We start from the raw sequence: 25526 nt of genomic DNA on the forward strand, positions 1-25526 counted from the left end.
ACACCTCGTATGCGCCGCAAACTCGCCGCCGGAAACTGGAAAATGAACGGTCTGTCGGACCAGCTGGCTGAAGTGGAAAAGCTTTGCGGGGCGCATCCAAATCCCAAAGTCGAAATCATGATCGCCCCTCCCGCCACGCTCATTTCCTCAATGGTCGTAACCGCGGCCGATCACCCGCTGGAGGTCGCCGGTCAGGACTGCCATGCGAAAGACAGTGGTGCGCATACCGGCGACATCTCGGCAGCAATGCTCAAAGATGCAGGCGCGTCCCATGTCATCCTCGGCCACTCGGAGCGCCGTGAGGACCATGACGAGACCGACGATGACGTGCGAGCCAAGGCGCGGGCGGCTCTGGCCGCAGGGCTTAAAGTCGTCATCTGCATCGGCGAAACCCTAGAGGAGCGCGAAGCCGCCAACACGCTCGACATCATCGCGGGCCAAATGGCGGGTTCCCTGCCTGACATCCTGACCGGCGAAAACACGATCATCGCGTACGAGCCGATCTGGGCCATCGGCACCGGCAAAATCCCGACGCTGGAGCAAATTGGCGAAGTCCATGACTTCATCCGCAGCAAGCTGGAAGCGCGCTTTGGCGATGGCGTGGGCCGCTCTATTCGGCTGCTATATGGCGGATCGGTCAAACCATCCAACGCGTCCGAAATTTTCGCCGTGTCGAATGTGGACGGCGCGTTGGTGGGCGGCGCATCGCTGAAGGCCGACGATTTCTCCGGCATCATTCAGGCCTTGGAAGACGCAATCTGAATGCAGTCGGTGACGCAGGCGCCGACGGATATCGCGCTGAACCACAATCCCTACCCGTTCTATCACCGCATCCGCCCTTTGGGGCCGCTTGTCTGGTGGGAGGACTACAACATGCCCGTCGCCCCCTCTCATGCGGTGGTGTCTGCTCTTCTACGTGACCGCCGGTTTGGACGCGAGAACCCGTTTCCGCCGGTGATCCCCGCGCATCAGGCACCCTTCTACGCCGTCGAGGCACATTCCATGCTGGAGTTGGAGCCACCGCGCCACACGCGCCTGCGCGGCCTTGTCCTGCGCGCCTTCACCTCGCGGCGCATCAAGGCCTTGGCACCAGAAATCGAGGAGCTAAGCCATCAGTTGATCGACGGCTTGCCCGATGACCCTTTCGATCTGCTCGCTCATTTTGCCCAGCACCTGCCGGTCATTATCATCGCCCGCCTTTTGGGTGTGCCAGAAGACAAAGCCCCCGACCTTCTGCGCTGGTCCAACGCGATGGTTCGCATGTATGTCGCGGGTCGCACCCGTGCCGATGAGGACGCCGCAGCCCAAGCCGCGCAGGATTTCTCGGCCTATCTGACAACCTATATCGACGCGCGCCGCGCCAGCCCTGCGGATGATCTGATTACCCATCTGATCGCAGCCGAGGAAGACGGTGAACGTCTCAGCACACAAGAGCTGATCACCACATGCATCCTGCTGCTCAATGCAGGGCACGAAGCCACGGTCCACAGCCTTGGCAACGGGGTGAAAACCGCACTTGAAACAGGACTGCGGCCTGACGATCCGGATGCTTTCACCGAGGAAGTCCTGCGGTACGATCCGCCGCTGCACATGTTCACGCGCTACGCGATGGAAGATGTCGATGCGTTCGGCCATGCCTTCAAAAAGGGCGAACAGGTCGGGCTACTTCTGGGTGCGGCCAATCGTGACCCAGAGGTCTACGCGGACCCCGACCGTTTTGACCCGTCCCGCCCAATGCCCGCACACACAAGCTTCGGCGCGGGGCTGCATTTCTGCGTCGGTGCCCCTTTGGCTCGGTTGGAACTTTCAATCGCGTTGAAGGCCCTTTTTGACCGATGCCCTAACTTGAAGCTCGTAGGCACGCCTGACTACGCGACCAACTACCACTTCCACGGTCTGACCCGCCTGTTGGTCACGAAATAGCTTAAATCTCAGGCCGGAAACACGAAGCAGCGGTCGCGCCGCATCGTCAACCAAAGGGTCGTGCCTTCTTTGGGCAAGAACACCGCTGGAACCGTGGCCTTCAAGTGAGAGCCGTCAGACTCCATGCGAAACTCCACAAGGCTTTCCCGCCCCATAAACCGCGCACGTTCAACAGTTGCGCGCGCGGGCGTGCCGTCCTGCGGGGTCGGGTTCGGGCCATGCCCGTCGCGGTCAAAATCGATCTTCAGGTGCTGGGGCCGGATCACGATCTCCACCGCGCCACCATCCGCGTGGCCGGGTGTCAGGAACTGGCCGAACGGTGTGTCGGTCAACGCGCCATTAGATTGTCCGCGTATCACGTTGATATCACTAAAAAAGCCTGCCGCAGCCTTATCGACCGGCGCATTGTAGATGTTGTAGGGGTTGCCCTGCTGCACGATCCGCCCGTTGCGCATCAACGCAATCTCGTCGGCCATCCGCATCGCCTCATGCGGCTCGTGGGTCACCAGAAGAACGGCAGTCCCCTCTTCTTTCAGCAAGGACAGCGTCTGATCGCGAATGCCATCGCGCAGCCGGTCGTCGAGACCGGAAAACGGCTCGTCCATCAGCATGATCTTCGGACGCGGTGCCAGCGCCCGCGCCAGTGCGACGCGCTGCTGCTCGCCACCCGACAACTCATGCGGGTATTTCGCTCCGAAATCTGCGAGGCCGACCCGCGCCAAAAGCTCGTGCACACGTGGGCTATTCTCGGATTTCTTGCCGTTGAGCCCGAAGGCCACGTTTTGCGCGACGCTCAGATGCGGAAACAGCGCAAAATCCTGAAACATCAGGCCGATAGAACGGCCTTCTGGTGGCACGCGAAGACCGTCGCCGCAGATCAACTGCCCGTCGACCCAAAGCTCCCCGCTGGTCTGTCGCTCGACCCCAGCAATAATCCGAAGCGTCGTGGATTTGCCGCAACCCGATGGCCCCAGCAGGCAGGTTACCTGCCCCGGCGCCACGCTTAAAGACAGGTCAGACACGACCTGCCGCCCTGCAAATTCCTTGCAAATATTCTTCAGCTCAAGCCTTGGGGTCACGTCACTCGCCGCCTCTTACCCGATTAAAACAATCGGAAAACTCGGGGAGTTAGGTAGCAGCCTCGCCCCTAGTCGGCAACCCTGCGCGAACCGATCAGCACTGCGGCAAAGCCGACCACAAGCACAGCAACACATATTACCAGCAATTGCTCATACTTGGGCGCATCCGGCAGGATCGAGACCATGAAATCAGCGCTGCGCAAAAAGTAAGCGGCGGCACCGATGATTGCCGCGCTGAATGACACCAGATAGGACCAAACCGGCACAGACCAACCAAAGACGAACACCGCAATCATCACCGGCGTCAGGAACATCGACGCTGTGCCAGACACCGCCACCGCGTCAAACAGAGTTGAGTTCCCCCAAAGTGTAAGCGCCCCGCCAAGTGCCATGAAGATCACCATCACGACCCGACCACCAGCCAACGAGCGTGGTGCAAGCCGCAGCTCCTCGACGCAAAGGCGCGCCGCAGACGCCAACGCCGAATCGAGCGTCGACAAGGCCGATACCAGCAAGGACACCAATAGCGCCACGAACACCCATGTCGGGAACATGCCCGACCATGTGGCCAGTAACTGCCCCTCATAAGCCGCACCCAGATTGGCCGCATGGATGCCGAACACGCCAAAGGCGAGGATGCACAGGGCCGACAGCCAGAACGCATGCAAGAACGAGTTTCGCGTGGTCCTACGGTCCGCGATGAAGCCGCGATCCATCATAACAGGATCGTGGGCGGGGTATGAGAACACCTGCAGCAGAGCCACTGCCAGCAGCACCCAGCCCTGACGCGACCCGGACGTGCCTTCAGAGGTCACGATCGCGGCAAACGAGAACTCGGGCGACGCGACGAGATACAGGAACGCCACGCCAAACACCGCCAGAAACAGCAGCATCTGCACGACATCCGTGCGCAACGCGGCACTCAACCCGCCCCACGCCGAATAGGCCAACCCCATAACGGCCACCACGACGACAGCGACAGTGCCCGCCCCTGCCATCTCTGGAAGCACTGCGCTGAAGATCAGTCCGACCACCAGCAAATTAGCGAACACTTCAGACAGCAGACGCAGCGCTATGACCGCATTGTAGGTGCCTTGCCCAACAGCGCCAAACCGCGCGCCCAGCCAGTCCTGCACCGATGTCGCATCACAAGCGCGAAGCTGGCCGATGATGTAGCCACCTGTCAGAAACGACAGGTAGTAGGCCGCGTAGGCCAAGGTTCCAGCGGCCCCGTAATAATAGCCCAGAATGGCAGAGTTCATCAGAGAACGGGCGAAAATCCATGTGGTCACTTGGCTCAGAACCAAGGTCCACAACCCTGGTGCGCACCCTGCGACCTGCCCCTCAAAGAACCCCTCGACCGAGGCGCGGCGCGGTGCAATCAGGAACGAGAAGACAATAACGACCGCAAAAGCGGCGATAACGTAGAGGCTGATCATGAAACGGTCCTGTCCTGAGATACACTCGTTCAGACGCGCATAACAAAGCCCCGCCCATCGGGCGAGGCTTTACAGATGACCCAACTAAAACGTGATAGATCAGAGAGTTGAGTTCACGCCGCCGCCATCCAACAGGATGTTCTGCCCGACGATGAAGCCAGCATATTGCGAGCATAGGAAGGCGCAGGTCGCGCCGAACTCTTGCCGCGTGCCATACCGGCGGGCGGGGATGGTGGCTTCACGCGCCGCACGGGCGTCATCAATCGTGATCCCCTGCTGCTTGCTCACGCCTGTATCCAGCGACACAGCGCGGTCGGTCGAATGGATACCCGGCAGAAGGTTGTTCATCGTCACCCCGGACGGCGCAACCTGCCGCGAGGTGCCAGCAACGTAGCCGGTCAGACCAGCGCGCGCCGCGTTCGACAGGCCCAGCACAGCAATCGGTGCCTTCACGGATTGCGAGGTGATGTTGACCACGCGGCCCCAGCCGCGCTCCATCATGCCCGGCACCAGCGCCTTGATTAGCGCAATCGGCGTTAGCATGTTGGCGTCTAGAGCAGCGATGAAATCGTCACGTTCCCAGTCGCTCCACAACCCCGGAGGTGGGCCGCCCGCGTTATTGACCAGAATGTCTATCTGCCCTGCAGCCTCCAGAACCTTGGCGCGCCCCTCGTCAGTGGTGATGTCCGCCGCCACGGCCACGACTTCAACGCCGAACCGGTCGCGAATGTCTTGCGCCGCTTCCTGAAGCGGGCCGTCAGTGCGGGCATTGATCACCAGATCGACCCCTGCCTCTGCCAAGGCCTCGGCGCAACCAAGTCCCAGCCCCTTGCTCGACGCGCACACCAGTGCGCGCTTGCCCTTGATCCCTAGATCCATGTCTATCTCCCTAAATCTACTGCAGAATACGGCTTTGCCCTATGCCTAGCACCCATCACGATCAGGGAGAAGAGGCCAAGATTTGGTGCCGCCGGCCAAATGCCCGTTGGCTTTAAACTCGATGCTATCACTAGAGCGTAGCAGCGGACCAATCGTGCCTCGGCCCGCCACGGCTATCGCGTCACTTCGCGCTCCGGACGGTCTGTGTTTGCACGCCCAGCTTGTCGATCCCAAGACGCAAAGTTTCTCCGCCCGACAGATATGCTGGCGGCTTCAAACCCATCCCGACGCCTGGAGGCGTGCCCGTTGAGATGATATCGCCGGGCTGGAGGCTCATGAACTGGGAGCAATAGGAAATCAGATGTGGAACTTTATAAACCATTGTTTTTGTTGACCCGTCCTGATGGCGCGTGCCGTCAACTTCCAGCCACATGGAAAGGTCATCATAATCGCCAACCTCATCAGGTGTGACCAGCCAAGGACCAGTCGGGCCAAACGTGTCGCAACCTTTGCCTTTGTCCCATGTGCCTGCGCGCTCGATCTGGAATTCGCGCTCGGAGACATCGTTGACGACGCAGAACCCTGCGACGTGATCCATCGCGTCTGCCTCGTCGATATAGCTGCCACCTTTGCCGATCACGACGCCAAGCTCGACCTCCCAATCGGTCTTGGAAGAGCCACGCGGAATAACCACATCGTCATCGGGGCCAATAATCGCCGAGGTCCATTTGTTGAAGATCACAGGCTCTGGCGGCACATCCAACCCGCTTTCAGCGGCGTGGTCGGCGTAGTTCAATCCAATGCAGACAAACTTGCCGGTTTGTCCAACGCAGGGCCCAAGGCGCAGAGTATCCTGTGGCGCGCCATCGACCAGAGGCAGCGTCGTGACGTCGAGCGCCTGCAACCGCATAATTGTCTCAGGCAGCAGTGCTGTCCCCGCGATATCATCGACATGACCCGACAGATCGCGCACGCGACCCTCCGCATCCAGACAGCCGGGTTTTTCTTGGCCTGCGGGGCCATAGCGCAGTAATTTCATGATGTCCTCAGACTTTGGTTCAAAAATGAAGAGCGTCGCGGCCCAAGGGAGTCAAAGCCGCGACGCAGGGTTGATCAATCGTAGAGAACGGCCTGAATTTCGGCGTTATCGATATTGGACTGATCGTAGTAGTAGAAGCCTGTGTCGATGATGGTCGGCAGCTTATCGCCATTCATCGCAGCGACAGCTGCTTTGACAGTCTCGTAGCCAATGCCAACAGGGTTCTGCGTGATCGCGCCTGCCATCAGGCCTTCGCGGATTGCGTCGGTTTGTGCCTTGCCAGAGTCGTAGCCGATAACAGTTAAGCCTTCCGTGCCCATTTCGCGCACGGCGTTAACGATACCGATGGCAGAGCCTTCGTTGGTGCCGAACATGCCCGCCAGATCTGGGTTGGCGGTCAGGATCGCCTTGGCCACTTCTGTGGATTGCAACTGATCGCCCGCGCCATACTGGACGCTGACAACTTCGATGTTCGGATAGGACGACTTCATCTGGTTCAGGAAACCATCACGACGGTCGATGCCGGTGCGGCTGGTTTGGTCGTGGGCCACAACGGCAACCTTGCCTTTGCCACCAAGGAATTCGGCCATCTTGTCAGCGGCAAGGGCAGCGGCAGCGACGTTATCCGTTGTCGCTGTCGTTACCGGTATGTCGCTGTCCACGCCGCTGTCGAATGCGACGATCGGAATGCCCGCGTCTGCCGCTTGACGCAGCAAGGGAATGGCCGCTTGGCTATCAAGGGCTGCAAAACCGATGGCACCAGGTTTGTTGGCCAAAGCAGCAGCAAGCATGTCGATCTGGCGGTCAACCATCGTTTCGTTGTCGGGACCTTCGAAGGTGATGCGAACTTTGAATTCTTCCGCTGCCTGATCCGCACCGGCTTTTACAGCCTGCCAGAACTGGTGCTGAAAGCCTTTCGAAACGAGCGGGATGTAGATTTCGTTCTGCGCGAAGGCAGCGGGCGCAGATGCCAGAGCGATAGACGCGCTCAGTGCGCCAATTAGGGTACGACGTGACAACATGTTGGTTCCTCCTAGGTTGTCGTGGATGCCCGGATCTCCTCCCGGGCAATTTGGTCTTGGTTGGTTAACTGGACTTCTTGCGGCGCATCATGTCGGCATAGACTGCCAGAATGATGATCGCCCCGGTAACGACGGTTTGCCATTCCTGCGCAACAGACAGCACGCGCAGCCCGTTGGTGAGAACGGCCATGATCAAGGCTCCGATGAGCGAGCCGAGGATGGAGCCGCGACCGCCTGACAGCGACGTGCCGCCAATCACCACCGCAGCAATCGCTTCAAGCTCGTAGCCAAGGCCCAGAGCCGGTTGCGCAGAGTTCAGGCGCGACGCGATCAACAGGCCCGCGATACCGACGATTGAGCCGGCGAGCGCATAAATCGCGATCTTCCAGCGGTCGGTATTCACCCCCGACAAACGTACGGATTCTTCGTTCGACCCAAGCGCAAAGCAGTAGCGGCCAAGCACGGTGCGGTTCAGGATGTAAGCCGTTACAGCCGCCACAATGAACAAAATCAACACGCCGTTGGGGATTGGAATGGCAGGGATGATCTCCCCGATTAGCGAGCCGCGGGAAATCTCGCTGAAGCCCGGAGTGTCGTTGAAATAGATCGGCCGCGTGCCGGAAATCACAAGGCTCAGCCCCTTGAGGATCAGCATCATTCCGAGGGTCGCAATGAACGGCGGAATGGCCATCTTCGCGACGAATGTACCAGAGCTTGCGCCACAAAGCGCTCCCGTCAGCACGGCGGCGACCACGCCCAGCATCAGCGGCAGTCCCGCATAGGTCAGCACGACACCCGTAATGACCGCACAGAACGTCATCATGGTGCCGACCGACAGATCGATCCCACCCGTGATGATGACCAATGTGACCGCAATGGCCAGAACGCCATTCACGGATGTGGCCTGTAGAATGGCCAGCATGTTGGACGTTTGCATGAAGTTGGGGGAGGCAATGGAAAACCCGATCAAAAGTACGACCAAGCTGGCGAAGGCCAACACCCGTTGGTGGGTTCCGGCCGCGACAATCCGAGATAGCGTGGACTTTGGCGCCTCTGCTGTGGTGGTGCTCATACTACTTCCTCCATGACACGCGGCGCGAGATCGCGCTGCGTGGCCAGTTCCATGATCTGTTCTTGTGTTGTGTCGGCACCGCCGGGCAAAATTCCTGTCAGTCGCCCCTCGCACATGACCGCGATGCGGTGGCTCAGGCGCATGACCTCGGGCAACTCTGAGGAGATCACGATGATTGCACGCCCTTGCGCGGCAAGATCTTCGAGCAGCGCATAGATTTCGGATTTTGCACCAACATCGATGCCGCGGGTCGGTTCGTCAAAAATCAGCACATCGCAATTGCGCAGCAGCCACTTGGCGATGACGACCTTTTGCTGGTTGCCCCCCGACAGCAGCCGCACTTCCTGAAGGTCGGACGGGGTGCGGATGCCCAGCTGATCGATATACTTGATCGCGGTGTCTTTCATCGCGGCTTCGTTCAGGACACCCACGCGACTGGTAAACTGGCTCATATGCGCCATCGCGATATTGGCGCGTACGGTCATGTCTACAGCGAGACCGAAATGTTTGCGGTCTTCGGACAGATACCCGATCCCTGCCTCGACAGCCGCATGGGGCGTCTGAATATTAACCTGCTGGCCTGCGACAAAAATCTCACCAGCGTCGCGGGGGTCTGCGCCAAAGATGATCCGCGCGACCTCGGTCCGGCCCGCGCCCATAAGGCCTGCAAAACCCAGAATTTCGCCTTTGCGCAGGTCGAAACTGACCCCGCGCACCTCTTTCCCGCGCGACAGATTGCGCACCTCCAGTGCGACTGGCGATTGCGTCGTGTCGGGAATAACCGGCGCGTTTTGGGTGACTTCACGACCAACCATCAACTGGATGATCTTTGACAAAGGTGTATCGGCGGCCTCGACTGTGTCGATATAGGCCCCGTCGCGCAAAATCGTCACACGGTCCGCAATGCGCTTAATCTCGTCCATCCGGTGGCTGATATAGACGATACCAACGCCATCGGCCTTCAGCTTTTCGATGACCTTGAACAGCTCCGAAATCTCCACATCGTTCAGGGCGGCAGTCGGCTCGTCCATGATCAGAACACGCGGATTGTAGGACAGCGCCTTGGCAATCTCGATAAGTTGTTGGCGGGCGATGGTTTGGGTGCTGACCTGCGTGCGCGGGTCCATCGCCAGATTGAGCGAGGCGAAAATTTCAGCTGTCTGCCGGTTCAGTTCCGGCTCGTCGAGCCTGCCGAAGCTGCGACGGGGTTCGCGCCCGATCAGGACGTTTTGCGCGGCGGTCAGGTCATTCATCAGGCTCAGTTCTTGGTGAATGATCCCGATCCCAAGATCCTGCGCCGCCCGCGGGCCGTCGGGGGACGCGGGTTTGCCATCCACGAACATCTCGCCGCCATCGGGGGTGTAGATGCCGGACATGATCTTCATTAGAGTGGATTTTCCGGCGCCATTTTCACCCATCAGAGCGTGAACTTCACCCGGCTTGAGATCGAATTGCACGGCTTTGAGCGCATGAACTCCGGGAAAGCGTTTTTCGATCCCCCTCATTTCAACCAAATATGTCATGTCGAATGCCCTCCCAAGCCGATCACCGATCCTAGATCGTACAACCACCATCAACCAAGACGGCCTGTCCGGTCACGAACCGGCTGCCATCCGACAAAAGATGAACAACGGTTGGTGTCATATCGTCTACCGTCGCCAGACGCCCCATTGGCTGACGCGCGATGAAGTCTTTCTCGGCCTGAACCGGATCGGGTGCCGATGCGATACGGCCTCGCAAGGCGGGCGTATCAACCGTTCCGGGGCACAACGCGTTACACCGCAAATTTTGCGCCACGAAATCCGCAGCAATTGCCTTGGTCAGCCCGATCACAGCGGCCTTGGTCGCGCCATAGGCCGTCCGAGCCACAAAGCCCTTCTCAGATGAGGCCATCGACGACATGTTCAAGATCGACGTGCTGCCCTCGCTTTCGGCGCGGCGCAACAGGCCGGGCACAAAGGCGCGGCACATACGAACCATTGAAGTGACATTGAGGTTGACCGAAAAGTCCCAAGCCGCATCGTCCAGCTCAAGAAGTGTGCCGTGGTGAACGACGCCCGCACAGTTGAACAACCCGTCTAGGTCTGGCAGCTCAGCGGCGAGTGCGTCAATTGCAGCCCCTTCAGTCACGTCAAGCACGCGGGTCTCAATCCCGGGAACACCTGCCAGATCGGCCAACAAATCGCCGTTGATGTCCGTTGCAATCACAGTGGCGCCCGCAGCGGCACAGGCCCGCGCGCTCGCTGCACCGATCCCCTGACCGGCGGCCGTGATCAGGATTCTCTTGGTCTTGAGTGTCACATCAGCCCCCATGGTCACATCACCGCTCCTATTTGCCATGGTACGAATTCAACCCCGCCAAAGCCAAGGTCTTCGCTTTTTGTCTGTTCACCAGAGGCCACGCGAATGAACATCTCGAATATCTCTTGGCCCTTGTCTTCAAGGCTGACACCATCGCTAATAATGTCCCCGCAATTGATGTCCATATCGTCAGACATGCGCGCATACATTTCGGAATTGGTCGCGATTTTTATGCATGGCGTGGGCATGTATCCCGAAACCGAACCGCGCCCTGTGGTAAAGACAATCAGGTTTGCGCCCGATGCAACTTGGCCTGTGACAGAGCAAGGATCGAACCCCGGGCTATCCATAAAAACAAAGCCGCTCTTGTCGATTTTCTCGCCAAACAGGTAAACATCGGTCAGGGGTGCGCTGCCGCTTTTTGCCACCGCACCAAGCGACTTTTCAAGGATCGTCGTCAAACCGCCGCGCTTGTTGCCGGGGCTGGGGTTGTTGTCCATCTCGCCTTTGTTGCGGGCGGTGTAGTCTTCCCACCAGCGCACGCGATCAATCAGTTTTTCACCCACCTCGACCGAAGCCGCGCGGCGGGTCAGCAGGTGCTCTGCGCCGTAGATTTCAGACGTTTCTGAAAGGATTGTTGTCCCGCCGTGACGCACCACGAGGTCAGAGGCCACGCCCAGCGCGGGATTTGCGGTGATACCGGAATATCCATCTGAGCCGCCGCATTGCATACCCACCGTCAGTTGAGACACCGGTGCAGTTTGGCGCGTAGCGGCATTTGCCAACTCGGCAATGCCGCGCAATTCGACCAGACCTTTTTCAATGGTCTTACGGGTACCGCCTTCGTTCTGGATCGTCATATACCGCAACGCACCATCTGCACGGATAGGCCGACCCCCAACAAGCGCCGACACTTGCATGACCTCACAGCCAAGCCCGATCAATAGGATGCCGCCAAAGTTGGGATGCTGCGCGTAGCCCGACAAGGTGCGCAGCAAAGTGTCATAGCCCTCGTTGTCGCCCGACATCCCGCAGCCGGTGCCATGGGTGATAGGAACAATCCCGTCGATATTTGGATAGTCGTCGAGAAAGCCGGACTTCTCAGCCGCCTCCGCGATAAATTTTGCAACCGAGCCTGAACAGTTCACTGATGTCAGGATGCCCAGATAGTTGCGGGTGCCGACACGGCCATCGGCTCGGTGATAGCCCTGAAACGTCCGATCTTCAGTGGCGGGTTCCAACGCGATCATCTCGCTCGCATGAGCGTAGTCTTGAGCGTGTTCGCCCATGCCAAGGTTCTGCACGTGAACATGTTCGCCGACTTCAATGTCGTGCGTTGCCTGCCCGATGGTTTGCCCATAGCGCAGCACATTCTGACCAGCCTTGATCGGTGAGACTGCAAACTTGTGGCCGCGCTTGACGGACTGCGACAGCGTCACGCCCCCCTCACCGCTGAGTTCACCAACACCGATGTCGCTCAAAGCAATCGCAACATTGTCTTGCGCGTTGAGCTTTAGCGTGCGGGGGAGGTCACTCATTTCGCGCATTCCTCTGGTTGCCAGCGGGCCAGTTCGATAATGTGACGACTAGCTTGACTTGCATCATGTGTCAACTAACATGTCAGTTGAAGGAATGAAGAATGCCGATGCCAGACCACACGCTTGATATTAACGGCTTGGACGGCCCCTTGGGGCAACGGGTCTACTCCGCCTTGCGAACTGGCATTCTTGAAATGGCACTGAAACCGGGGGAAGTCTTACGCAAAGGGGCGCTTTGCGACCAATTGGGTGTGTCCCGATCCCCTGTGGCCGAAGCCTTGGGGCGATTGTCATCGGACGGGCTGGTCGACATCATTCCGCAATCTGCCACCCGAGTCTCGCAATTCTCGTTGGCCGAGCTTCTGGAAGAGCACTTTCTACGCGAAGCGGTCGAAGTGGCCGCCGTGGCACGCGTTGCAAATGAGAGGACGGACGAGCAACTCACACGGCTTTCGCGGAACCTGCGCTATCAGACCCTGCTTATCGAGGACGAAGATTTTCAGGGGTTCTTCGAGGCGGATCTAGAGTTCCACGAATTGATCCTCAGCTTCACCGGCTTTCCAAAGGTAAACCAAGTAGCCGAAGAAATGACACTGCAACTGCGCCGCGCGCGCAAGCTGATCTTGCCGGAACCCGGACGCCCCGCCCAAGCGGTGGCTGAACACCAAGAGATTTTCAAAGCAATCGAGGCCAAGGACGTCGACGCGGCACGCTCCACGATGGCGCAGCACCTTCGCCAAATGACAAAACGTATCGTGCCTCTTGAACGCGAACATCCGGAATACTTCCGCACAACCTGAATTGGGAAACCATGAAGCTGGCGACAAAAAACCCACTGAACCAACGCACCAAATCCCCCGTTGCGCTGACCCAACTGGGGTTTGGCGGCGCGCCCTTGGGCAATCTGTATCGCAAGATTGAAGACGCCGACGCACAGGCCACACTCGATGCCGCTTGGGACGCTGGCATCCGTTATTTCGATACCGCCCCTCAATACGGGTTAGGCCGATCCGAGATGCGGTTTTCCGAGGCTCTGACCCGCTTTGACACCGACGCTCTGACGCTCTCCACAAAGGTTGGCCGTGTTCTTGAGGACTGCGCCCCCGAAGATGTCACACCGGAGGCTTTCGTCGATGTGCCCCAAAAGCGGATCGTTTTTGACTTCACCTACGAGGGGATCATGCGCAGCTATGAAGATAGCATCGCACGATTGAAGTCTGATCAGATTGATATGCTGCTGCTTCATGACATCGACGCAGGCACCCGCGGTCAAACGTTCGAAGACAACAACCTGCGCCAACTATTTTCCCAAGGCGGTTACCGCGCTTTGTCTGAACTGCGCGACGCAGGCAAGATTTCCGCAATCGGTGCGGGCGTCAACACGTGGCAAATTTGCGAGCGGCTGTTGGGCGAGGCCGATTTTGACGGGTTCCTGTTGGCAGGGCGTTATACACTTCTTGAGCAAGACCCGCTCGACAGCTTCCTGCCGCTCTGCGTCAAACGCGATGTCGGGATTATCTTGGGTGGCCCTTACAACTCTGGAATTCTTGCAACGGGCGCGGTCGCAGGCGCGCATTATGACTATGCCCCTGCCCCGCACGAAATCCTGCAACGGGTCCAAAAGCTTGGCGAAGTTTGTGCCGCTCACAACACCCCGCTCATTACGGCGGCCTTGCAGTTCCCGCTCGGGCACGCGGCCGTGAAGACCGTTATTCCCGGAGCCTCCACCCCGGATGAGGTTCGCCAGAACGTTGCGATTTTCGAGGAACGTATTCCGCAAGCGCTTTGGTCGGATCTCAAGTCCGAGGGTCTCATCCGTGCCGACGCCCCTACCCCATCGGAGCCCAATCATGTTGCGTAATATCCCCCCCATCCTGTCACCCGATTTGCTGCAAAGTTTGCGGGCCATGGGCCACGGGGACGAGATCGTGATCGCAGATGCCAACTTCCCCGCAACCGCACTTGCCAGTCGCTGCCACCGTTTGGACGGCGTGAGTGCTACAGATGTTCTGGAGGCGGTGCTACGCGTCATGCCACTTGATAGCTTTGTGCCAGACCCCGCCTTGGTTATGGAGGTTGTCGACGACCCCGACGCGGTGCCACCAGTCGTGGGGGAATTCCAAAAGATCACGACCGCAACTGCCGATAATCCTGTCGCTCTGGAGAGGTTGGAGCGCTTTGCATTTTATGACCGCGCAAAAACAGCATTCGCCATTGTCCAAACCGGCGAGACGCGACTTTACGGGAACATTATCCTGAAGAAAGGCGTGATCGGCACATGATAATCGATGCACACCAGCATTTTTGGCAGTTGGATCGCGGCGACTACGGCTGGCTCACGCCAGAGCTTGAGCCCCTCTACCGCGACTTTATGCCGGACGATCTGGCACCGCATCTGGACCGGCATGGCATTGACGGGACGATCTTGGTGCAAGCCGCACCGACTCCGGCCGAAACGGAATTCCTGCTTGAGATCGCCCAGAGGACACCGTTCGTTTTAGGCGTAGTGGGCTGGACCGACTTCAGCGCCGCCTCAGCGCCCGATGATATCGCACGGCTTGCCAAACATCCCAAGCTGGTGGGACTGCGCCCGATGATCCAGGATATCGCCGACGACGACTGGATGCTGCGCCCCGACCTCGCACCCGCCTTCGATGCAATGACCCGGCACGGCCTGACATTTGACGCCTTGGTGCTGCCGCGTCACCTGTCGCGAATGCGCCAGCTGCTGTCTCGCCATCCGAATTTGCGCACCGTCATCGACCACGCAGCGAAACCCGAAATCGCAACCGGACAGTTTGATAAATGGGCCAACGATATGTCTGCCCTCGCAAAGGAAAGCAGAGCCTTTTGCAAGCTATCGGGCCTTTTGACAGAAGCGGGCAACGACTGGACGACGGCCGACGTCGCGCCCTATGTCGCACATGTGCTGGAAAGCTTTGGGCCTGAAAGGCTCGTCTGGGGCAGCGACTGGCCGGTCTTGACGCTCGCCGCCAGCTACGGGCAATGGATTGAAATCGCACAGTCTTTGATATCTTGTGACGTCTCAAGAGCCAAAATTTTTGGGCCAAACGCCGTCGACCTGTACCAAATTCCTAAGACGTGATCGACCCCGGCGACGCGGCCCTAACTTGCACAGAAGGTCCTGATGCAGGACACGAAGTTCCGTGACGCATCGACACCCTGCATTTGCAAATCAGTCTCTCGACTGGGCAGTGGCGCATATTTCTGGAAACGACTCGGCTCGATGAAGCGGCAATGAGCAGATCCGGCCAAAGACCGATTGGAAGCAAGCCATATGGGCGCTCTAGGGGGTCCGCCTCGGTGAAAAATGCGGCACTGCCGGGCCATCACTGCTGCCAACGCGAGAGTATGCTGCGAGAGCAATCGCCGTAGTTGCAGCGGCTAGGTATATTCACACAGCCGACGCTGCATGATGCAGCTTTCTGATTGATCTCAAACGGGGCGCAGCGTCGTAGCAACTCAACCCCGCATGCCGCGTCTCGATTCGCATCGTCGCTCCAAAGTGGCGCCAGAGCGCTTTCTGAGCAGATCACCAAACCATCGCTTTTGGCTGAATTGTTTCCTGTTTCTTGGCGTTCTGCGCCACAATTAGCCAATTTCCCCTGCAATCGTTGCAATGCATCGGGCATGCAGAGTATGGATTAACCTACTATGGCGGTGGGGTTCGCTGGAGGGGTGTTGCGTGGGGGCGCAATCATCATGAGTCCGGAGGAGCTGATCACCGCTGTATGTTTATGAGTGAGCTGCCACATGCAACACCATCTGCCGACCGACTTTGTCACCAACCATGCGTTTCTGGTGTATCCAGCCGCAGAATTCCGTGTGACCAACGGCGTAAATCACGGCGATCCCGTCGCAGGTGTCGATGATGTGTGTCTCGGCGACGGCTACAGCCTGAAGCGCAGCGCCCAGATCTATTCCATGGACCTGTCCGAAACTATAGGAGCCGGCCTGCGCCCCGTTTTCTCGGTGTCCGATGGCAGCCAGATCGAGGTGCCCGGCACCCGCACACGCATCTGTGCCCGCCTGACCTTCATGACGCAAATCGGTGCCTCAGTGGATGCGCTGGTCATTGCCTGCGACGCGCCGCTCGCACGCAACTATCTCTACCCTCTTGGCCCGATTGAAACTGGTGTTGAATACACGCTAATCGCCGCCGAGGATTCCCCTCGCGAAATCCCGCTCGCCGATCTGACGGGAATGAGCTTTGGCCGCGGCACCCGCATCACCATGTCCGACGGATCGCAGCGCCCAGTCGAACGCCTGCAAGCCGGAGACCGCGTCCTGACGCGCGACAACGGGATGCAAGAAGTCCGCTGGGTCGGCACCCGCACCGTGCAAGGCGCTGGCGAGTTTGCTCCGGTTGTCATCAGCCAAGGTGCTATGGGCAATGCCGAGGACATCACTGTCAGCCAGCAACACCGCATGTTGGTCTCGGACTGGCGCGCGGAGGTTATGGTCGGCTCAAAAGACGTGCTGATCTCGGCCATTGATCTGGTCAATGACGATACGATCTATGTGCGCAAAGGCGGCTTCGTTGAATACACCCAGCTGGTGTTTGACCAGCACCAGATCCTCTATGCCGAGGGCGTCCCGACCGAAAGCCTGCACATGTCGCAGCAAATCCTGAACGGCCTGCCCGAAGATGTCGCAATCGAGGTGCTAGAGCTTTTCCCTGACCTGCCCTCTGCAGAGCCGAAGTTCAGCCGCGTCCCGCTCAAAAGCAAAGACGCCGCCAACCTGCTCCGCCAGACCGGCAGGCTTTAAGCTACATCCCGTAAAAGAATTCTTCCCGAACAATCTTGCCATTGGCAACGTGGTAAACCGCGACCTCTTTCATCGGCTCGATCGCGCCCGTCTCCTTGCTTTTGGCGGTCATCTCAAAAATCACTGCGAACCGGTCATCGCCATGCGGGAACGGGTCAGAGATGTCGCTGTCCAGAATGTCATACATGCTGGCGAACCAAGCATGCTTCCCCTTCACCCCTTCGATCCCATTTGTTTCGCGGCCATTTCCCATGTCGACAGACTCGACTGAGACAACATCAGCGGCGTAAAGCTTATCGAGATTTGCAAGCTCGCGGTTCTCGCGACAGCCTGCGACCAGTTCGTTAGCGATATCCATCAGTTTCATTAAATCTCTCCCGTAAGATGTTCTTATTATGTTCGCACGATGCCTGACTCGCGCGTTGCAATCAAGACAGACCTCCTGACCGATTGCGGAACCCCTCCGACGCCTCTATATCCCTCAGAATGTTAGACCGCGCTCATAACCAGCCAGAACTTCCGCCCGAGATTGCTCGGCGCCGGACCTTCGCCATCATCTCGCACCCCGATGCGGGCAAGACGACGCTGACCGAGAAGTTCCTTCTCTATGGGGGCGCGATCCAGATGGCTGGCCAAGTGCGCGCCAAAGGCGAAGCACGCCGCACCCGCTCCGACTTCATGCAAATGGAAAAGGATCGCGGCATTTCTGTCTCGGCCTCCGCCATGTCGTTCGACTTTGACGGGCACCGGTTCAACCTTGTGGACACCCCCGGTCACTCCGACTTCTCGGAAGATACCTACCGCACGCTCACGGCGGTCGATGCTGCCGTCATGGTCATTGATGGGGCCAAAGGCGTGGAAAGCCAAACGCAAAAACTGTTTGAAGTCTGCCGCTTACGCGACCTTCCTATCTTGACTTTTTGCAACAAAATGGACCGCGAAAGCCGCGATACCTTCGAGATTATTGACGAAATCCAAGAAAACCTTGCGATTGACGTGACACCCGCCTCTTGGCCCATCGGCGTCGGGCGCGACTTCATGGGCTGCTATGATCTGATCAATGATCGCCTTGAATTGATGGATCGCGCAGACCGCAACAAGGTCGCCGAAAGCATCGAGATCAAAGGACTGGACGACCCGAAGCTGGCCGAACATGTGCCAGAGGCGCAGTTGAAACAGTTCCTCGAGGAGATTGAAATGGCAAAAGAATTGCTGCCTGAGTTCAATCACCAAGACTTCCTTGATGGCACACTGACACCGATCTGGTTCGGCTCCGCGATTAACTCGTTCGGGGTGCAGGAACTGATGCAAGGCATCGCGGATTACGGCCCGCAGCCGCAACCGCAAAAGGCCAGCCCTCGTGCGATTTCCCCTGAAGAGCCAAAGGTTTGCGGCTTTGTCTTCAAGGTGCAGGCCAATATGGACCCCAAGCACCGCGACCGCGTGGCCTTCGTGCGCCTTGCGTCGGGGCATTTCTTGCGGGGCATGAAGCTGACCCATGTGCGCTCCAAAAAGCAGATGTCGATCACCAACCCTGTGCTGTTCCTCGCCTCCGACCGCGAGCTGGCCGAGGAGGCTTGGGCCGGTGACATCATGGGCATCCCCAACCACGGCCAGCTTCGCATCGGCGACACGCTGACCGAGGGCGAAATGATCCGCGCCACCGGCATCCCCTCCTTCGCGCCAGAATTGCTGCAAACCTGCCGCGCGGGTGACCCGATGAAGGCCAAGCATCTGGAAAAAGCCCTGATGCAATTCGCCGAAGAAGGCGCGGCCAAGGTGTTCAAACCCGCCTTCGGCTCCGGCTTCATCGTCGGTGTCGTCGGCGCACTGCAATTCGAGGTGCTCGCGTCGCGGATTGAGCTGGAATACGGCCTGCCCGTGCGTTTCGAGGCATCGCAATTCACCTCCGCGCGGTGGGTCACCGGTGATAAGGCCGCCGTGGACAAGTTCATCGAAGCCAACAAGCAGCACATCAGCCATGACAACGATGGCGATGTCGTTTTCCTGACTCGTTTGCAATGGGACATCGACCGCGTGGCGCGGGATTATCCCGACGTGACGCTCAGCGCGACCAAGGAGATGATGGTCTAGCCCCTTGGCGCGCTAAGTCAGGCCAACCGGTCAGCTGACCAGTTCGGCGTCCATGGTGATGTCGCAGTCCAGCAGCTTGGAAATCGGGCAGTTTTCCTTCGCGCCTTTGGCGGCTTCCATGAATGTTTCTTCCGAAGCGTCAGGGATTTTGGCCTTCACTGTCAGATGCGATTTGGTGACGGCAAACCCGCCAGCCTGCTGCTCCAGTGTGATATCGGCAGAAGTTTCGATACTGTCTGCGGTCAGGTCGTGCTCGCCCAGCACCATCGACAGCGCCATGGAGAAGCACGACGCGTGTGCCGCACCAATCAGCTCTTCGGGGTTGGTTCCGGGCGCGTCCTCGAAGCGGGTGTTGAAGCCGTAGGGCTGATCGTTTAGCGCGCCGCTTTTCGTGGAGACGTGGCCTTTGCCCTCTTTGAGGGTGCCGGACCATTTGGCCGATCCTGTATTAACAGACATGGTGTTCTCCTTAATTTGGGTGGGGTTCATAAGCCAACGTCTGCCAAAGCTTCAGGGTTCCGCCGCGCATCAGTGTCGATTTGCGCAAGCACATCTGCTACGCTTGCTGTATCAAGGCCGGAAAACGGTCAAAATACAATAACAACAAATAGATAGAGCAGCGACAGTGACCACATCCCAAGCCAAAGAGAAGATGCCCAAAGGGCTTCTGTCCGCCGCCCGTTGGGCCGCAGAGCGCACCCCTGAGACCCGCAATCGCGCGGTCGATCTGTATCGCGCCATCGCGATCATGTTCGTGATCCTGGGCCATTGGTTGCTGGTCGCGGGAACCATGCGCAGCGGGGAGCTGGAGTTCATCATCCTCCTGTCAGAGCAACGCTGGACCCACTACGCGACATGGCTGTTCCAAGTCATGCCCGTGTTTTTCTTCGTCGGCGGCTTCTCGAACGGGCTGTCTTGGACTTCGGCCCGCAAAGACCCCGTCAAAAAGAAAGCATGGGCCGCCTCGCGCCTGTCTCGCCTGCTGAAACCAACCGTTCCCGTCGTGCTGGTCTGGGCGCTTGCGGGCGTCGTCGCCCATGCGATGGGCGTGCCGGTCGAGCTCATCTCATCCGCCTCGCAAGCCGCCCTCGTGCCCGTCTGGTTCTTGGCCGTCTACATCATCATGACCATGGCCGTGCCTGTCACTGTTGCCTTGTGGGACAAGCTCGGGGTCGCCTCTGTCGGGCTGCTTGCCCTTGCCGCCATCGCCGTAGACGCCATCGCCTTTGGTGCCGATCAAGGCTGGCTGCGCTGGACAAACTACGCCTTTGTTTGGCTTGCCGTTCACCAGCTTGGCTATTGGTGGCGCAGCACAGAGCGGCCCAAATCATGGGCGCTTGGCTTCGTAGCCTTGGGCATCGCATGGCTCTATCTGCTGATCGTCCAGTTCGGCTTCCCTGTCGCCATGGTCAGCGTGCCGGGGGCTGAGATGTCAAATACGCGACCACCTACCACGGCGATGCTTGCCGTCGGCTCGGTGCAAATCGGCGTTATCTTATTGCTGACCGATCTCGCGCAGATGTGGTTGCGAAACGTGCGGGTCTGGGCATGGGTAATCGTGTTCAACCAGATGATTATGTCGATCTACCTTTGGCACATGACCGCCCTACTCATCGTGGTCGGCATCGCAGCCTACGTGTTCGGCGGCTTGGGTTTGATCGAGGCACCAGGCACCGGCACGTGGTGGGCCGTACGTCCCACCTGGATCGCGCTCTTCACCCTCGTCCTGATCCCCTTCGTGTTGATCTTCGTGCGCTTCGAGGCGGGTAGCAAAACCACGGCAGATATGCGCCCCGGACCGTGGCAAGCCATGCTTGGCGCGCTGATGACCTGCTCCGGGTTGGTCGTGATGGCGATGGTCGGGTTGGGCAAGGAAAACGCCATTGGTGTGAACTGGCTCGCCGTGGGGTTGGTCGTGCTTGGTGTGTTTGTCGCCACGCGCCGATTCTCTCGGTCTTGATGCGCGGATTTTCGCTATTGATGCGCATATATAGCCAGATTTGACGCCTTATTTGTCGCATCCAGGGGCCGAACACCCTGCTTTTGTTGACCTTCTGGCCTGATGGGTCTAAACGCTCCTTACCTGTGGAAAACGTCCACAGGCCGACGCAGGGACGCGTTGGTACCTGCGTCCCAAATCTCTGCCGCATTTCCCCCAATTCCGGGGCCGCGCTATTTGGATATACATGATAAAATTCTCAGACCTGAAGCTACACGCCAAAGTACTCAAAGCCATTGACGAGGTTGGGTATACCGAACCCACCCCGATCCAAGCAGGCGCCATCCCCCCCGCCCTAGAAGGCCGCGACGTTTTGGGGATCGCACAGACCGGCACCGGCAAGACCGCCAGCTTCACCCTTCCGATGATCACCCTGCTGAACCGTGGTCGAGCACGGGCCCGTATGCCCCGCTCTTTGGTGCTGGCCCCGACCCGCGAACTGGCCGCGCAGGTTGCCGAAAACTTCGACCTCTACGCGAAACACACCAAACTGACCAAAGCGCTGCTGATTGGTGGCGTATCGTTCAAGGAGCAAGACGCCCTGATCGACCGTGGCGTGGACGTGCTGATCGCGACACCTGGCCGCCTTCTGGACCACTTCGAACGCGGCAAACTGATCCTGTCCGACGTGAAAGTCATGGTCGTCGACGAGGCTGACCGGATGCTCGACATGGGCTTCATTCCGGATATCGAGCGCATCTTCCAGATGACGCCCTTCACCCGTCAGACGCTGTTCTTCTCGGCCACTATGGCACCAGAGATCGAACGCATCACCAACACCTTCCTGTCGAACCCCGAGCGGATCGAAGTGGCCCGTCAGGCCTCTGCCTCTGCCACGATCACACAGCTCTTGTTCGAGCTTCCCGGCACCCGTCGCGATGCTTTGGCCAAGCAGAAGCGCGACTTCCTGCGCAAACTGATCGACCAAGAGGGCGAGAAAGTCACCAACGGAATCATTTTCTGCAACCGTAAGGTCGATGTGGATATCGTTGCGAAGTCGTTGAAAAAATACGGCCACGACGCTGAACCGATCCACGGTGACCTGGACCAGTCGCACCGTACGCGGACGCTCGAAGGTTTCCGAGACGGCAAAATCCGCTTCCTCGTAGCCTCTGATGTGGCGGCACGCGGCTTGGACATCCCGAATGTAAGCCACGTGTTCAACTTCGATGTCCCAAGCCATGCTGAAGATTACGTCCACCGCATCGGCCGGACCGGTCGCGCAGGCCGTCTTGGCACCGCCATGATGATCTCGACCCCAAAGGACGAGAAACTTCTGGCCGCGATCCAGAGCTTGATCGAAACAACCATCCCGCGTGGCGACGTGGGCGAGCAAAAAGCGCCCGTCTCCAAAGCCAGTGAGGCCGATGTCGCCGCCGGCGCCACCGAGGAGCGTCCGAAGTCGCGGTCCCGTTCGCGGTCGCGCAGCAGCTCCAAACCGAAGGACGACGCGAAAGCAGACGCTCCTGTCGCGGACGCAAACGTTGCCGAAGAAGCGCGCGACGTGAAGCCGGAGCCAAAAGCCCAAAAGGCGGCCCCTGCCCCTCAAAAAGAACAGCAGTCGCGCGAGCAGGAGCCTCGCGAAAGCGCGTCCTCATCCTCTTCGTCGAACTCGTCTTCATCCTCCTCCCGCTCGCGCGGGGGCAAAGGGCGCAGCCGCAACGACGATCGTGGACCAAAGGTTGTCGGTCTTGGCGACCACCTGCCGACCTTCATCGAGAAAAGCTTCGCAGAGCGCCGGACCGACTAAACCGCGCCCAAGCCTCAGACATAAATAAAGCCCCCGAAGCATCAACCGCTTCGGGGGCTTTTTTCGTTCTACGTGATGGTTACGCAGTTAGTCGCGAAATCAGGACAACCACTTCTGGTTTCTTGCCAATCTCGTTTTGCGACGCCTGGCGCACGATCCGTTTGATCTGCTCTTCCAGCTTTGTGTCATCGGCAACCGTCTTCGCATCGGCACGGCCCAAGAACTGCCCGACTTCTTCTTCCAGAATGTCCTGCAAAGGAGCCTTGGAGCGGCCGGTTTCCGGCAGACCGCGCAGCTCGCACCACGCATCCGTCAACGGCTCGTCATCCTCGTCAATCAAAACGCCGATCACCACCTGCCCGTTCAGCGCCATGCGGATACGGTCGCGCACGACACCGTCCAACGCGCCGATCTGCACAGAGCCATCCAGATACAGACGCCCCGTTTCGACGAACTCGACCACTTCGGGCCGATTGCCGGACAGCGACACCATCGTGCCGTTGGGCGCAACGACGGAAGCAATCCCACTGGCCTCACCCACCTTCGCGTGCTCGCGCAACATGCGGTGCTCGCCATGGTTCGGGATCAGGATTTGTGGCTTCAGCAAGCGGTGCATCTCTTCCAGATCGGGCCGGTTCGCGTGGCCAGAGACGTGAATATCCGCCATCTTGTCGTCGATCACATCGACACCCAACTCGCTGAAGTTATTGACGATTTGACCAACAGACGTCTCGTTTCCGGGAATGGTCTTGGACGAGAACAGCACTGTGTCCCCCTCACGCAGCGATATGCCAAGAAACTTGCCGCGCGACAGCTGGGCGGTCGCGGCACGGCGTTCCCCCTGCGAGCCTGTGGCGAGGATCATCAGGTTCTGGCGCGGCACGTCGCGTGCTTCTTCAGGCAGGATGTAGGGCGGGAAATCGGTGACCACGCCAGTCTCTATGCCTGCCTTCACCATCCGCTGCATAGAGCGGCCCATCAGCACGACGGACCGTCCTGCTTCACGACCGGCCTCAGCCAGTGTTTTCACCCGCGCAATGTTGGACGCAAATGTGGTCGCCACCACCATCCCAGTCGCCTCACGAACGATGGGCACGATGTTCGGGCCGACGGTCGCCTCGGACCGGCCCTCGTGACGCGAGAATACGTTGGTGGAGTCGCAGATCAGCGCTTTCACCGGCGCCAAAGCCGCCCATGCGTCGTGATCAAACGGCTCGCCCACGCCAGGGGTGACGTCGATTTTGAAGTCACCGGAATGCACCACACGCCCGTCGGGCGTGTCGATCACAAGGCCGGAGCTTTCTGGGATCGAGTGCGAGATCGGCATGAAGCCCACCTTGAACTGCCCGACCTGCACCTGTTCCGGCATCTTGTCGACCACAGTAATCTCGGAGCCGTCATAGCCATGCTCGGCCATTTTCAATGCCGCGATGTGGGCGGTGAACTTGCGTGCATAGATCGGCGCTTTCAGCCGTCCGTAAAGATGCCCGATCGCGCCGACATGGTCTTCATGCGCGTGGGTGATGAAAATCGCATCAAGCTGCTTTGCGCGATCCGCAATCCACTCGATGTCCGGGAAAATCAGATCGACACCCGGGGTGCCGTCCATATCGGGGAAGGTCACCCCCGCGTCGACCAGTATGAACCGCTCTTTGCCCGGTTTCCCGTAGCCATAGAGGTACATGTTCATGCCGACTTCACCCGCCCCACCAAGGGGAAGGTAGACCAATCGTTCGCCTGCCATATTAGGTATGCTTTCTGTTGTGCTCGTTGATGACCACCAAGCCGTGCATGGTCAAGTCATCGTTAAATTCGTCAAATAGGGCGTCTGCCTGCTGGAACAGCGGCGCCAACCCCCCGGTGGAAATTACTTTCATCTCGCGGCCATGCTCGGCCTTGATGCGGGCGCAGATCTCCTTGATCAGCCCGATATAGCCCCAGAACACACCCGACTGCATACACGCAACCGTATTCGTGCCGATCACGTTTTGCGGCCTGCTGATGTCGACATGGGGCAACGCCGCCGCCGCCTGATGGAGCGCTTCTAGGCTGAGGTTCACACCCGGCGCGATCACGCCGCCGATATAGGCCCCGTCACTGTCCACCACGTCAAAGGTAGTCGCAGTGCCAAAGTCGACGACGATCAGGTCGCCCCCATACAGATTGTAGCCCGCAACCGTGTTTACAAGCCTGTCCGGCCCCACTGCGGTGCCTTCGTCAACCCGAACGTCCACCGGAAGCACGCAGCCATCCTTGCCCACAACGATCGGGCGAGTGTTGAAATAGCGGTCCGCAAAGACCCGCAGGTTGAACACCACGCGCGGCACGGTGGAGGAGACGATCACTTCGGTGATGTCCACCTCGATCTTCTGGAAATGCATCAGCGTTGACAGCCAGACGTAGTATTGGTCCGCCGTGCGCTGCCACTCGGTCGAGGTGCGCCAAGTCGCGATAAACCGCTCCCCATCCCAGATGGAGAACACGGTGTTGGTATTGCCGCAGTCAATCGCCAGTAGCATGTCTCAAGCCCTCTTGCCTCGTGCCCCGTCTGTATAGTGCGCGGCGGGTGGGGTCAAAGCGCCGCGCGCGCAGGCTTTGTG

The 25526-nt window shown here is 59.0% G+C and carries 23 protein-coding genes; 10 read left to right on the plus strand and 13 right to left on the minus strand.

From position 1 onward, the window contains the following. The first annotated feature begins 9 nt into the window (after positions 1–9). Positions 10–762 (plus strand): triose-phosphate isomerase, encoded by a 753-nt coding sequence (gene tpiA, locus BM352_RS14970; protein WP_090218396.1) that lies wholly within the window; start codon positions 10–12, stop codon positions 760–762. Further along, positions 763–1923, plus strand: coding sequence for a cytochrome P450 (locus BM352_RS14975; protein ID WP_090218398.1), 1161 nt, complete (start codon positions 763–765; stop codon positions 1921–1923). An 8-nt stretch (positions 1924–1931) separates the two neighbouring features. Here the strand turns inward: BM352_RS14975 and BM352_RS14980 are convergent, their stop codons facing one another. The 9 genes from BM352_RS14980 to BM352_RS15020 all read right to left on the minus strand — a co-directional run bounded on the left by BM352_RS14980 (position 1932) and on the right by BM352_RS15020 (position 12292). Beyond that, positions 1932–3002, minus strand: coding sequence for an ABC transporter ATP-binding protein (locus tag BM352_RS14980; protein ID WP_090218401.1), 1071 nt, complete (start codon positions 3000–3002; stop codon positions 1932–1934). Between the two features lie 68 nt (positions 3003–3070). Continuing rightward, a complete protein-coding gene (locus tag BM352_RS14985; RefSeq protein WP_090218403.1) occupies positions 3071–4441 on the minus strand; it encodes an SLC5/6 family protein in 1371 nt (456 codons plus the stop codon). Positions 4442–4540: 99 nt separating this feature from the next. Then, positions 4541–5320: an SDR family oxidoreductase gene (locus BM352_RS14990; protein ID WP_090218406.1), complete on the minus strand. Its 780-nt coding sequence runs from the start codon at positions 5318–5320 to the stop codon at positions 4541–4543. Between the two features lie 181 nt (positions 5321–5501). Next, positions 5502–6359: a fumarylacetoacetate hydrolase family protein gene (locus tag BM352_RS14995; RefSeq protein WP_090218408.1), complete on the minus strand. Its 858-nt coding sequence runs from the start codon at positions 6357–6359 to the stop codon at positions 5502–5504. A 74-nt stretch (positions 6360–6433) separates the two neighbouring features. Continuing rightward, a complete protein-coding gene (locus BM352_RS15000) occupies positions 6434–7381 on the minus strand; it encodes an ABC transporter substrate-binding protein (protein ID WP_090218411.1) in 948 nt (315 codons plus the stop codon). Positions 7382–7445: 64 nt separating this feature from the next. Next, a complete protein-coding gene (locus BM352_RS15005) occupies positions 7446–8453 on the minus strand; it encodes an ABC transporter permease (protein WP_090218414.1) in 1008 nt (335 codons plus the stop codon). Continuing rightward, a complete protein-coding gene (locus BM352_RS15010; protein ID WP_090218416.1) occupies positions 8450–9976 on the minus strand; it encodes a sugar ABC transporter ATP-binding protein in 1527 nt (508 codons plus the stop codon). Before BM352_RS15010 ends, BM352_RS15005 begins: the two co-directional genes overlap by 4 nt. A 31-nt stretch (positions 9977–10007) precedes the next feature. Beyond that, positions 10008–10793 carry an SDR family oxidoreductase gene (locus tag BM352_RS15015; RefSeq protein WP_245781003.1) on the minus strand — a complete coding sequence of 262 codons (786 nt, stop codon included), beginning with the start codon at positions 10791–10793 and terminating at the stop codon, positions 10008–10010. Further along, the gene (locus tag BM352_RS15020; RefSeq protein ID WP_090218417.1) at positions 10769–12292 is read right to left on the minus strand and encodes a UxaA family hydrolase; all 1524 of its coding nucleotides are present in this window, start codon (positions 12290–12292) and stop codon (positions 10769–10771) included. The genes BM352_RS15015 and BM352_RS15020 overlap by 25 nt, the downstream gene beginning before the upstream one ends. A 101-nt stretch (positions 12293–12393) precedes the next feature. On the opposite strand from BM352_RS15020, the gene BM352_RS15025 reads away from it, so the two are divergent. From BM352_RS15025 to BM352_RS15045, 5 genes are all read left to right on the plus strand, one after another. Continuing rightward, positions 12394–13092, plus strand: a complete 699-nt coding sequence (locus BM352_RS15025; RefSeq protein WP_245781004.1) for a GntR family transcriptional regulator — start codon at positions 12394–12396, stop codon at positions 13090–13092. An 11-nt stretch (positions 13093–13103) separates the two neighbouring features. Beyond that, complete coding sequence (locus BM352_RS15030; RefSeq protein WP_090218419.1) at positions 13104–14153, plus strand: aldo/keto reductase; 1050 nt, start codon at positions 13104–13106, stop codon at positions 14151–14153. Beyond that, positions 14143–14574, plus strand: a complete 432-nt coding sequence (locus tag BM352_RS15035; protein WP_090218421.1) for an RbsD/FucU family protein — start codon at positions 14143–14145, stop codon at positions 14572–14574. The genes BM352_RS15030 and BM352_RS15035 overlap by 11 nt, the downstream gene beginning before the upstream one ends. Then, positions 14571–15398 (plus strand): amidohydrolase family protein, encoded by an 828-nt coding sequence (locus tag BM352_RS15040; RefSeq protein ID WP_090218424.1) that lies wholly within the window; start codon positions 14571–14573, stop codon positions 15396–15398. Before BM352_RS15035 ends, BM352_RS15040 begins: the two co-directional genes overlap by 4 nt. 668 nt (positions 15399–16066) lie before the next feature. Next, the gene (locus tag BM352_RS15045; protein ID WP_090218426.1) at positions 16067–17083 is read left to right on the plus strand and encodes a Hint domain-containing protein; all 1017 of its coding nucleotides are present in this window, start codon (positions 16067–16069) and stop codon (positions 17081–17083) included. 1 nt (position 17084) lies between these two features. On the opposite strand, the gene BM352_RS15050 is transcribed toward BM352_RS15045, so the two are convergent. Beyond that, on the minus strand, positions 17085–17450 hold the full coding sequence (locus BM352_RS15050) for a nuclear transport factor 2 family protein (RefSeq protein ID WP_090218429.1): 366 nt from the start codon (positions 17448–17450) through the stop codon (positions 17085–17087). Between the two features lie 119 nt (positions 17451–17569). Here BM352_RS15050 and BM352_RS15055 point away from each other — a divergent pair, with 119 nt between their 5' ends. After that, positions 17570–19177, plus strand: a complete 1608-nt coding sequence (locus tag BM352_RS15055) for a peptide chain release factor 3 (RefSeq protein ID WP_090218431.1) — start codon at positions 17570–17572, stop codon at positions 19175–19177. Between the two features lie 30 nt (positions 19178–19207). Here BM352_RS15055 and BM352_RS15060 read toward each other — a convergent pair whose 3' ends face one another. After that, positions 19208–19636, minus strand: a complete 429-nt coding sequence (locus BM352_RS15060; RefSeq protein WP_090218434.1) for an OsmC family protein — start codon at positions 19634–19636, stop codon at positions 19208–19210. Between the two features lie 166 nt (positions 19637–19802). Between BM352_RS15060 and BM352_RS15065 the strand changes: the two genes are divergently transcribed. Together BM352_RS15065 and BM352_RS15070 are read left to right on the plus strand one after the other, a co-directional pair. Further along, positions 19803–21137, plus strand: coding sequence for an acyltransferase family protein (locus BM352_RS15065; protein WP_090218436.1), 1335 nt, complete (start codon positions 19803–19805; stop codon positions 21135–21137). 226 nt (positions 21138–21363) lie between these two features. After that, positions 21364–22926: a DEAD/DEAH box helicase gene (locus BM352_RS15070; RefSeq protein WP_090218438.1), complete on the plus strand. Its 1563-nt coding sequence runs from the start codon at positions 21364–21366 to the stop codon at positions 22924–22926. 79 nt (positions 22927–23005) lie between these two features. Here BM352_RS15070 and BM352_RS15075 read toward each other — a convergent pair whose 3' ends face one another. Both BM352_RS15075 and BM352_RS15080 read right to left on the minus strand, forming a co-directional pair. After that, a complete protein-coding gene (locus tag BM352_RS15075; RefSeq protein WP_090218441.1) occupies positions 23006–24670 on the minus strand; it encodes a ribonuclease J in 1665 nt (554 codons plus the stop codon). 1 nt (position 24671) lies between these two features. Continuing rightward, the gene (locus tag BM352_RS15080) at positions 24672–25445 is read right to left on the minus strand and encodes a type III pantothenate kinase (protein WP_090218443.1); all 774 of its coding nucleotides are present in this window, start codon (positions 25443–25445) and stop codon (positions 24672–24674) included. Positions 25446–25526: the final 81 nt, after the last annotated feature.

The sequence above is a fragment of the Litoreibacter janthinus genome, from assembly GCF_900111945.1.
Lineage (GTDB): Bacteria > Pseudomonadota > Alphaproteobacteria > Rhodobacterales > Rhodobacteraceae > Litoreibacter > Litoreibacter janthinus.

Bases quoted from the DNA above. Each gene is read 5' to 3' on its own strand.
- BM352_RS15080 (WP_090218443.1), bottom strand. From the start codon at position 25,445: ATGCTACTGGCGATTGACTGCGGCAATACCAACACCGTGTTCTCCATC.
- BM352_RS15020 (WP_090218417.1), bottom strand. From the start codon at position 12,292: ATGAGTGACCTCCCCCGCACGCTAAAGCTCAACGCGCAAGACAATGTT.
- BM352_RS15005 (WP_090218414.1), bottom strand. From the start codon at position 8,453: ATGAGCACCACCACAGCAGAGGCGCCAAAGTCCACGCTATCTCGGATT.
- BM352_RS15030 (WP_090218419.1), top strand. From the start codon at position 13,104: ATGAAGCTGGCGACAAAAAACCCACTGAACCAACGCACCAAATCCCCC.
- BM352_RS15060 (WP_090218434.1), bottom strand. From the start codon at position 19,636: ATGTCTGTTAATACAGGATCGGCCAAATGGTCCGGCACCCTCAAAGAG.
- BM352_RS15075 (WP_090218441.1), bottom strand. From the start codon at position 24,670: ATGGCAGGCGAACGATTGGTCTACCTTCCCCTTGGTGGGGCGGGTGAA.
- BM352_RS15035 (WP_090218421.1), top strand. From the start codon at position 14,143: ATGTTGCGTAATATCCCCCCCATCCTGTCACCCGATTTGCTGCAAAGT.
- BM352_RS15070 (WP_090218438.1), top strand. From the start codon at position 21,364: ATGATAAAATTCTCAGACCTGAAGCTACACGCCAAAGTACTCAAAGCC.
- BM352_RS15040 (WP_090218424.1), top strand. From the start codon at position 14,571: ATGATAATCGATGCACACCAGCATTTTTGGCAGTTGGATCGCGGCGAC.
- BM352_RS14990 (WP_090218406.1), bottom strand. From the start codon at position 5,320: ATGGATCTAGGGATCAAGGGCAAGCGCGCACTGGTGTGCGCGTCGAGC.
- BM352_RS15015 (WP_245781003.1), bottom strand. From the start codon at position 10,793: ATGGCAAATAGGAGCGGTGATGTGACCATGGGGGCTGATGTGACACTC.
- BM352_RS15025 (WP_245781004.1), top strand. From the start codon at position 12,394: ATGCCGATGCCAGACCACACGCTTGATATTAACGGCTTGGACGGCCCC.
- BM352_RS14975 (WP_090218398.1), top strand. From the start codon at position 763: ATGCAGTCGGTGACGCAGGCGCCGACGGATATCGCGCTGAACCACAAT.
- BM352_RS15050 (WP_090218429.1), bottom strand. From the start codon at position 17,450: ATGAAACTGATGGATATCGCTAACGAACTGGTCGCAGGCTGTCGCGAG.
- BM352_RS14995 (WP_090218408.1), bottom strand. From the start codon at position 6,359: ATGAAATTACTGCGCTATGGCCCCGCAGGCCAAGAAAAACCCGGCTGT.
- BM352_RS15000 (WP_090218411.1), bottom strand. From the start codon at position 7,381: ATGTTGTCACGTCGTACCCTAATTGGCGCACTGAGCGCGTCTATCGCT.
- BM352_RS14985 (WP_090218403.1), bottom strand. From the start codon at position 4,441: ATGATCAGCCTCTACGTTATCGCCGCTTTTGCGGTCGTTATTGTCTTC.
- tpiA (WP_090218396.1), top strand. From the start codon at position 10: ATGCGCCGCAAACTCGCCGCCGGAAACTGGAAAATGAACGGTCTGTCG.
- BM352_RS15010 (WP_090218416.1), bottom strand. From the start codon at position 9,976: ATGACATATTTGGTTGAAATGAGGGGGATCGAAAAACGCTTTCCCGGA.
- BM352_RS15045 (WP_090218426.1), top strand. From the start codon at position 16,067: ATGCAACACCATCTGCCGACCGACTTTGTCACCAACCATGCGTTTCTG.
- BM352_RS15055 (WP_090218431.1), top strand. From the start codon at position 17,570: ATGTTAGACCGCGCTCATAACCAGCCAGAACTTCCGCCCGAGATTGCT.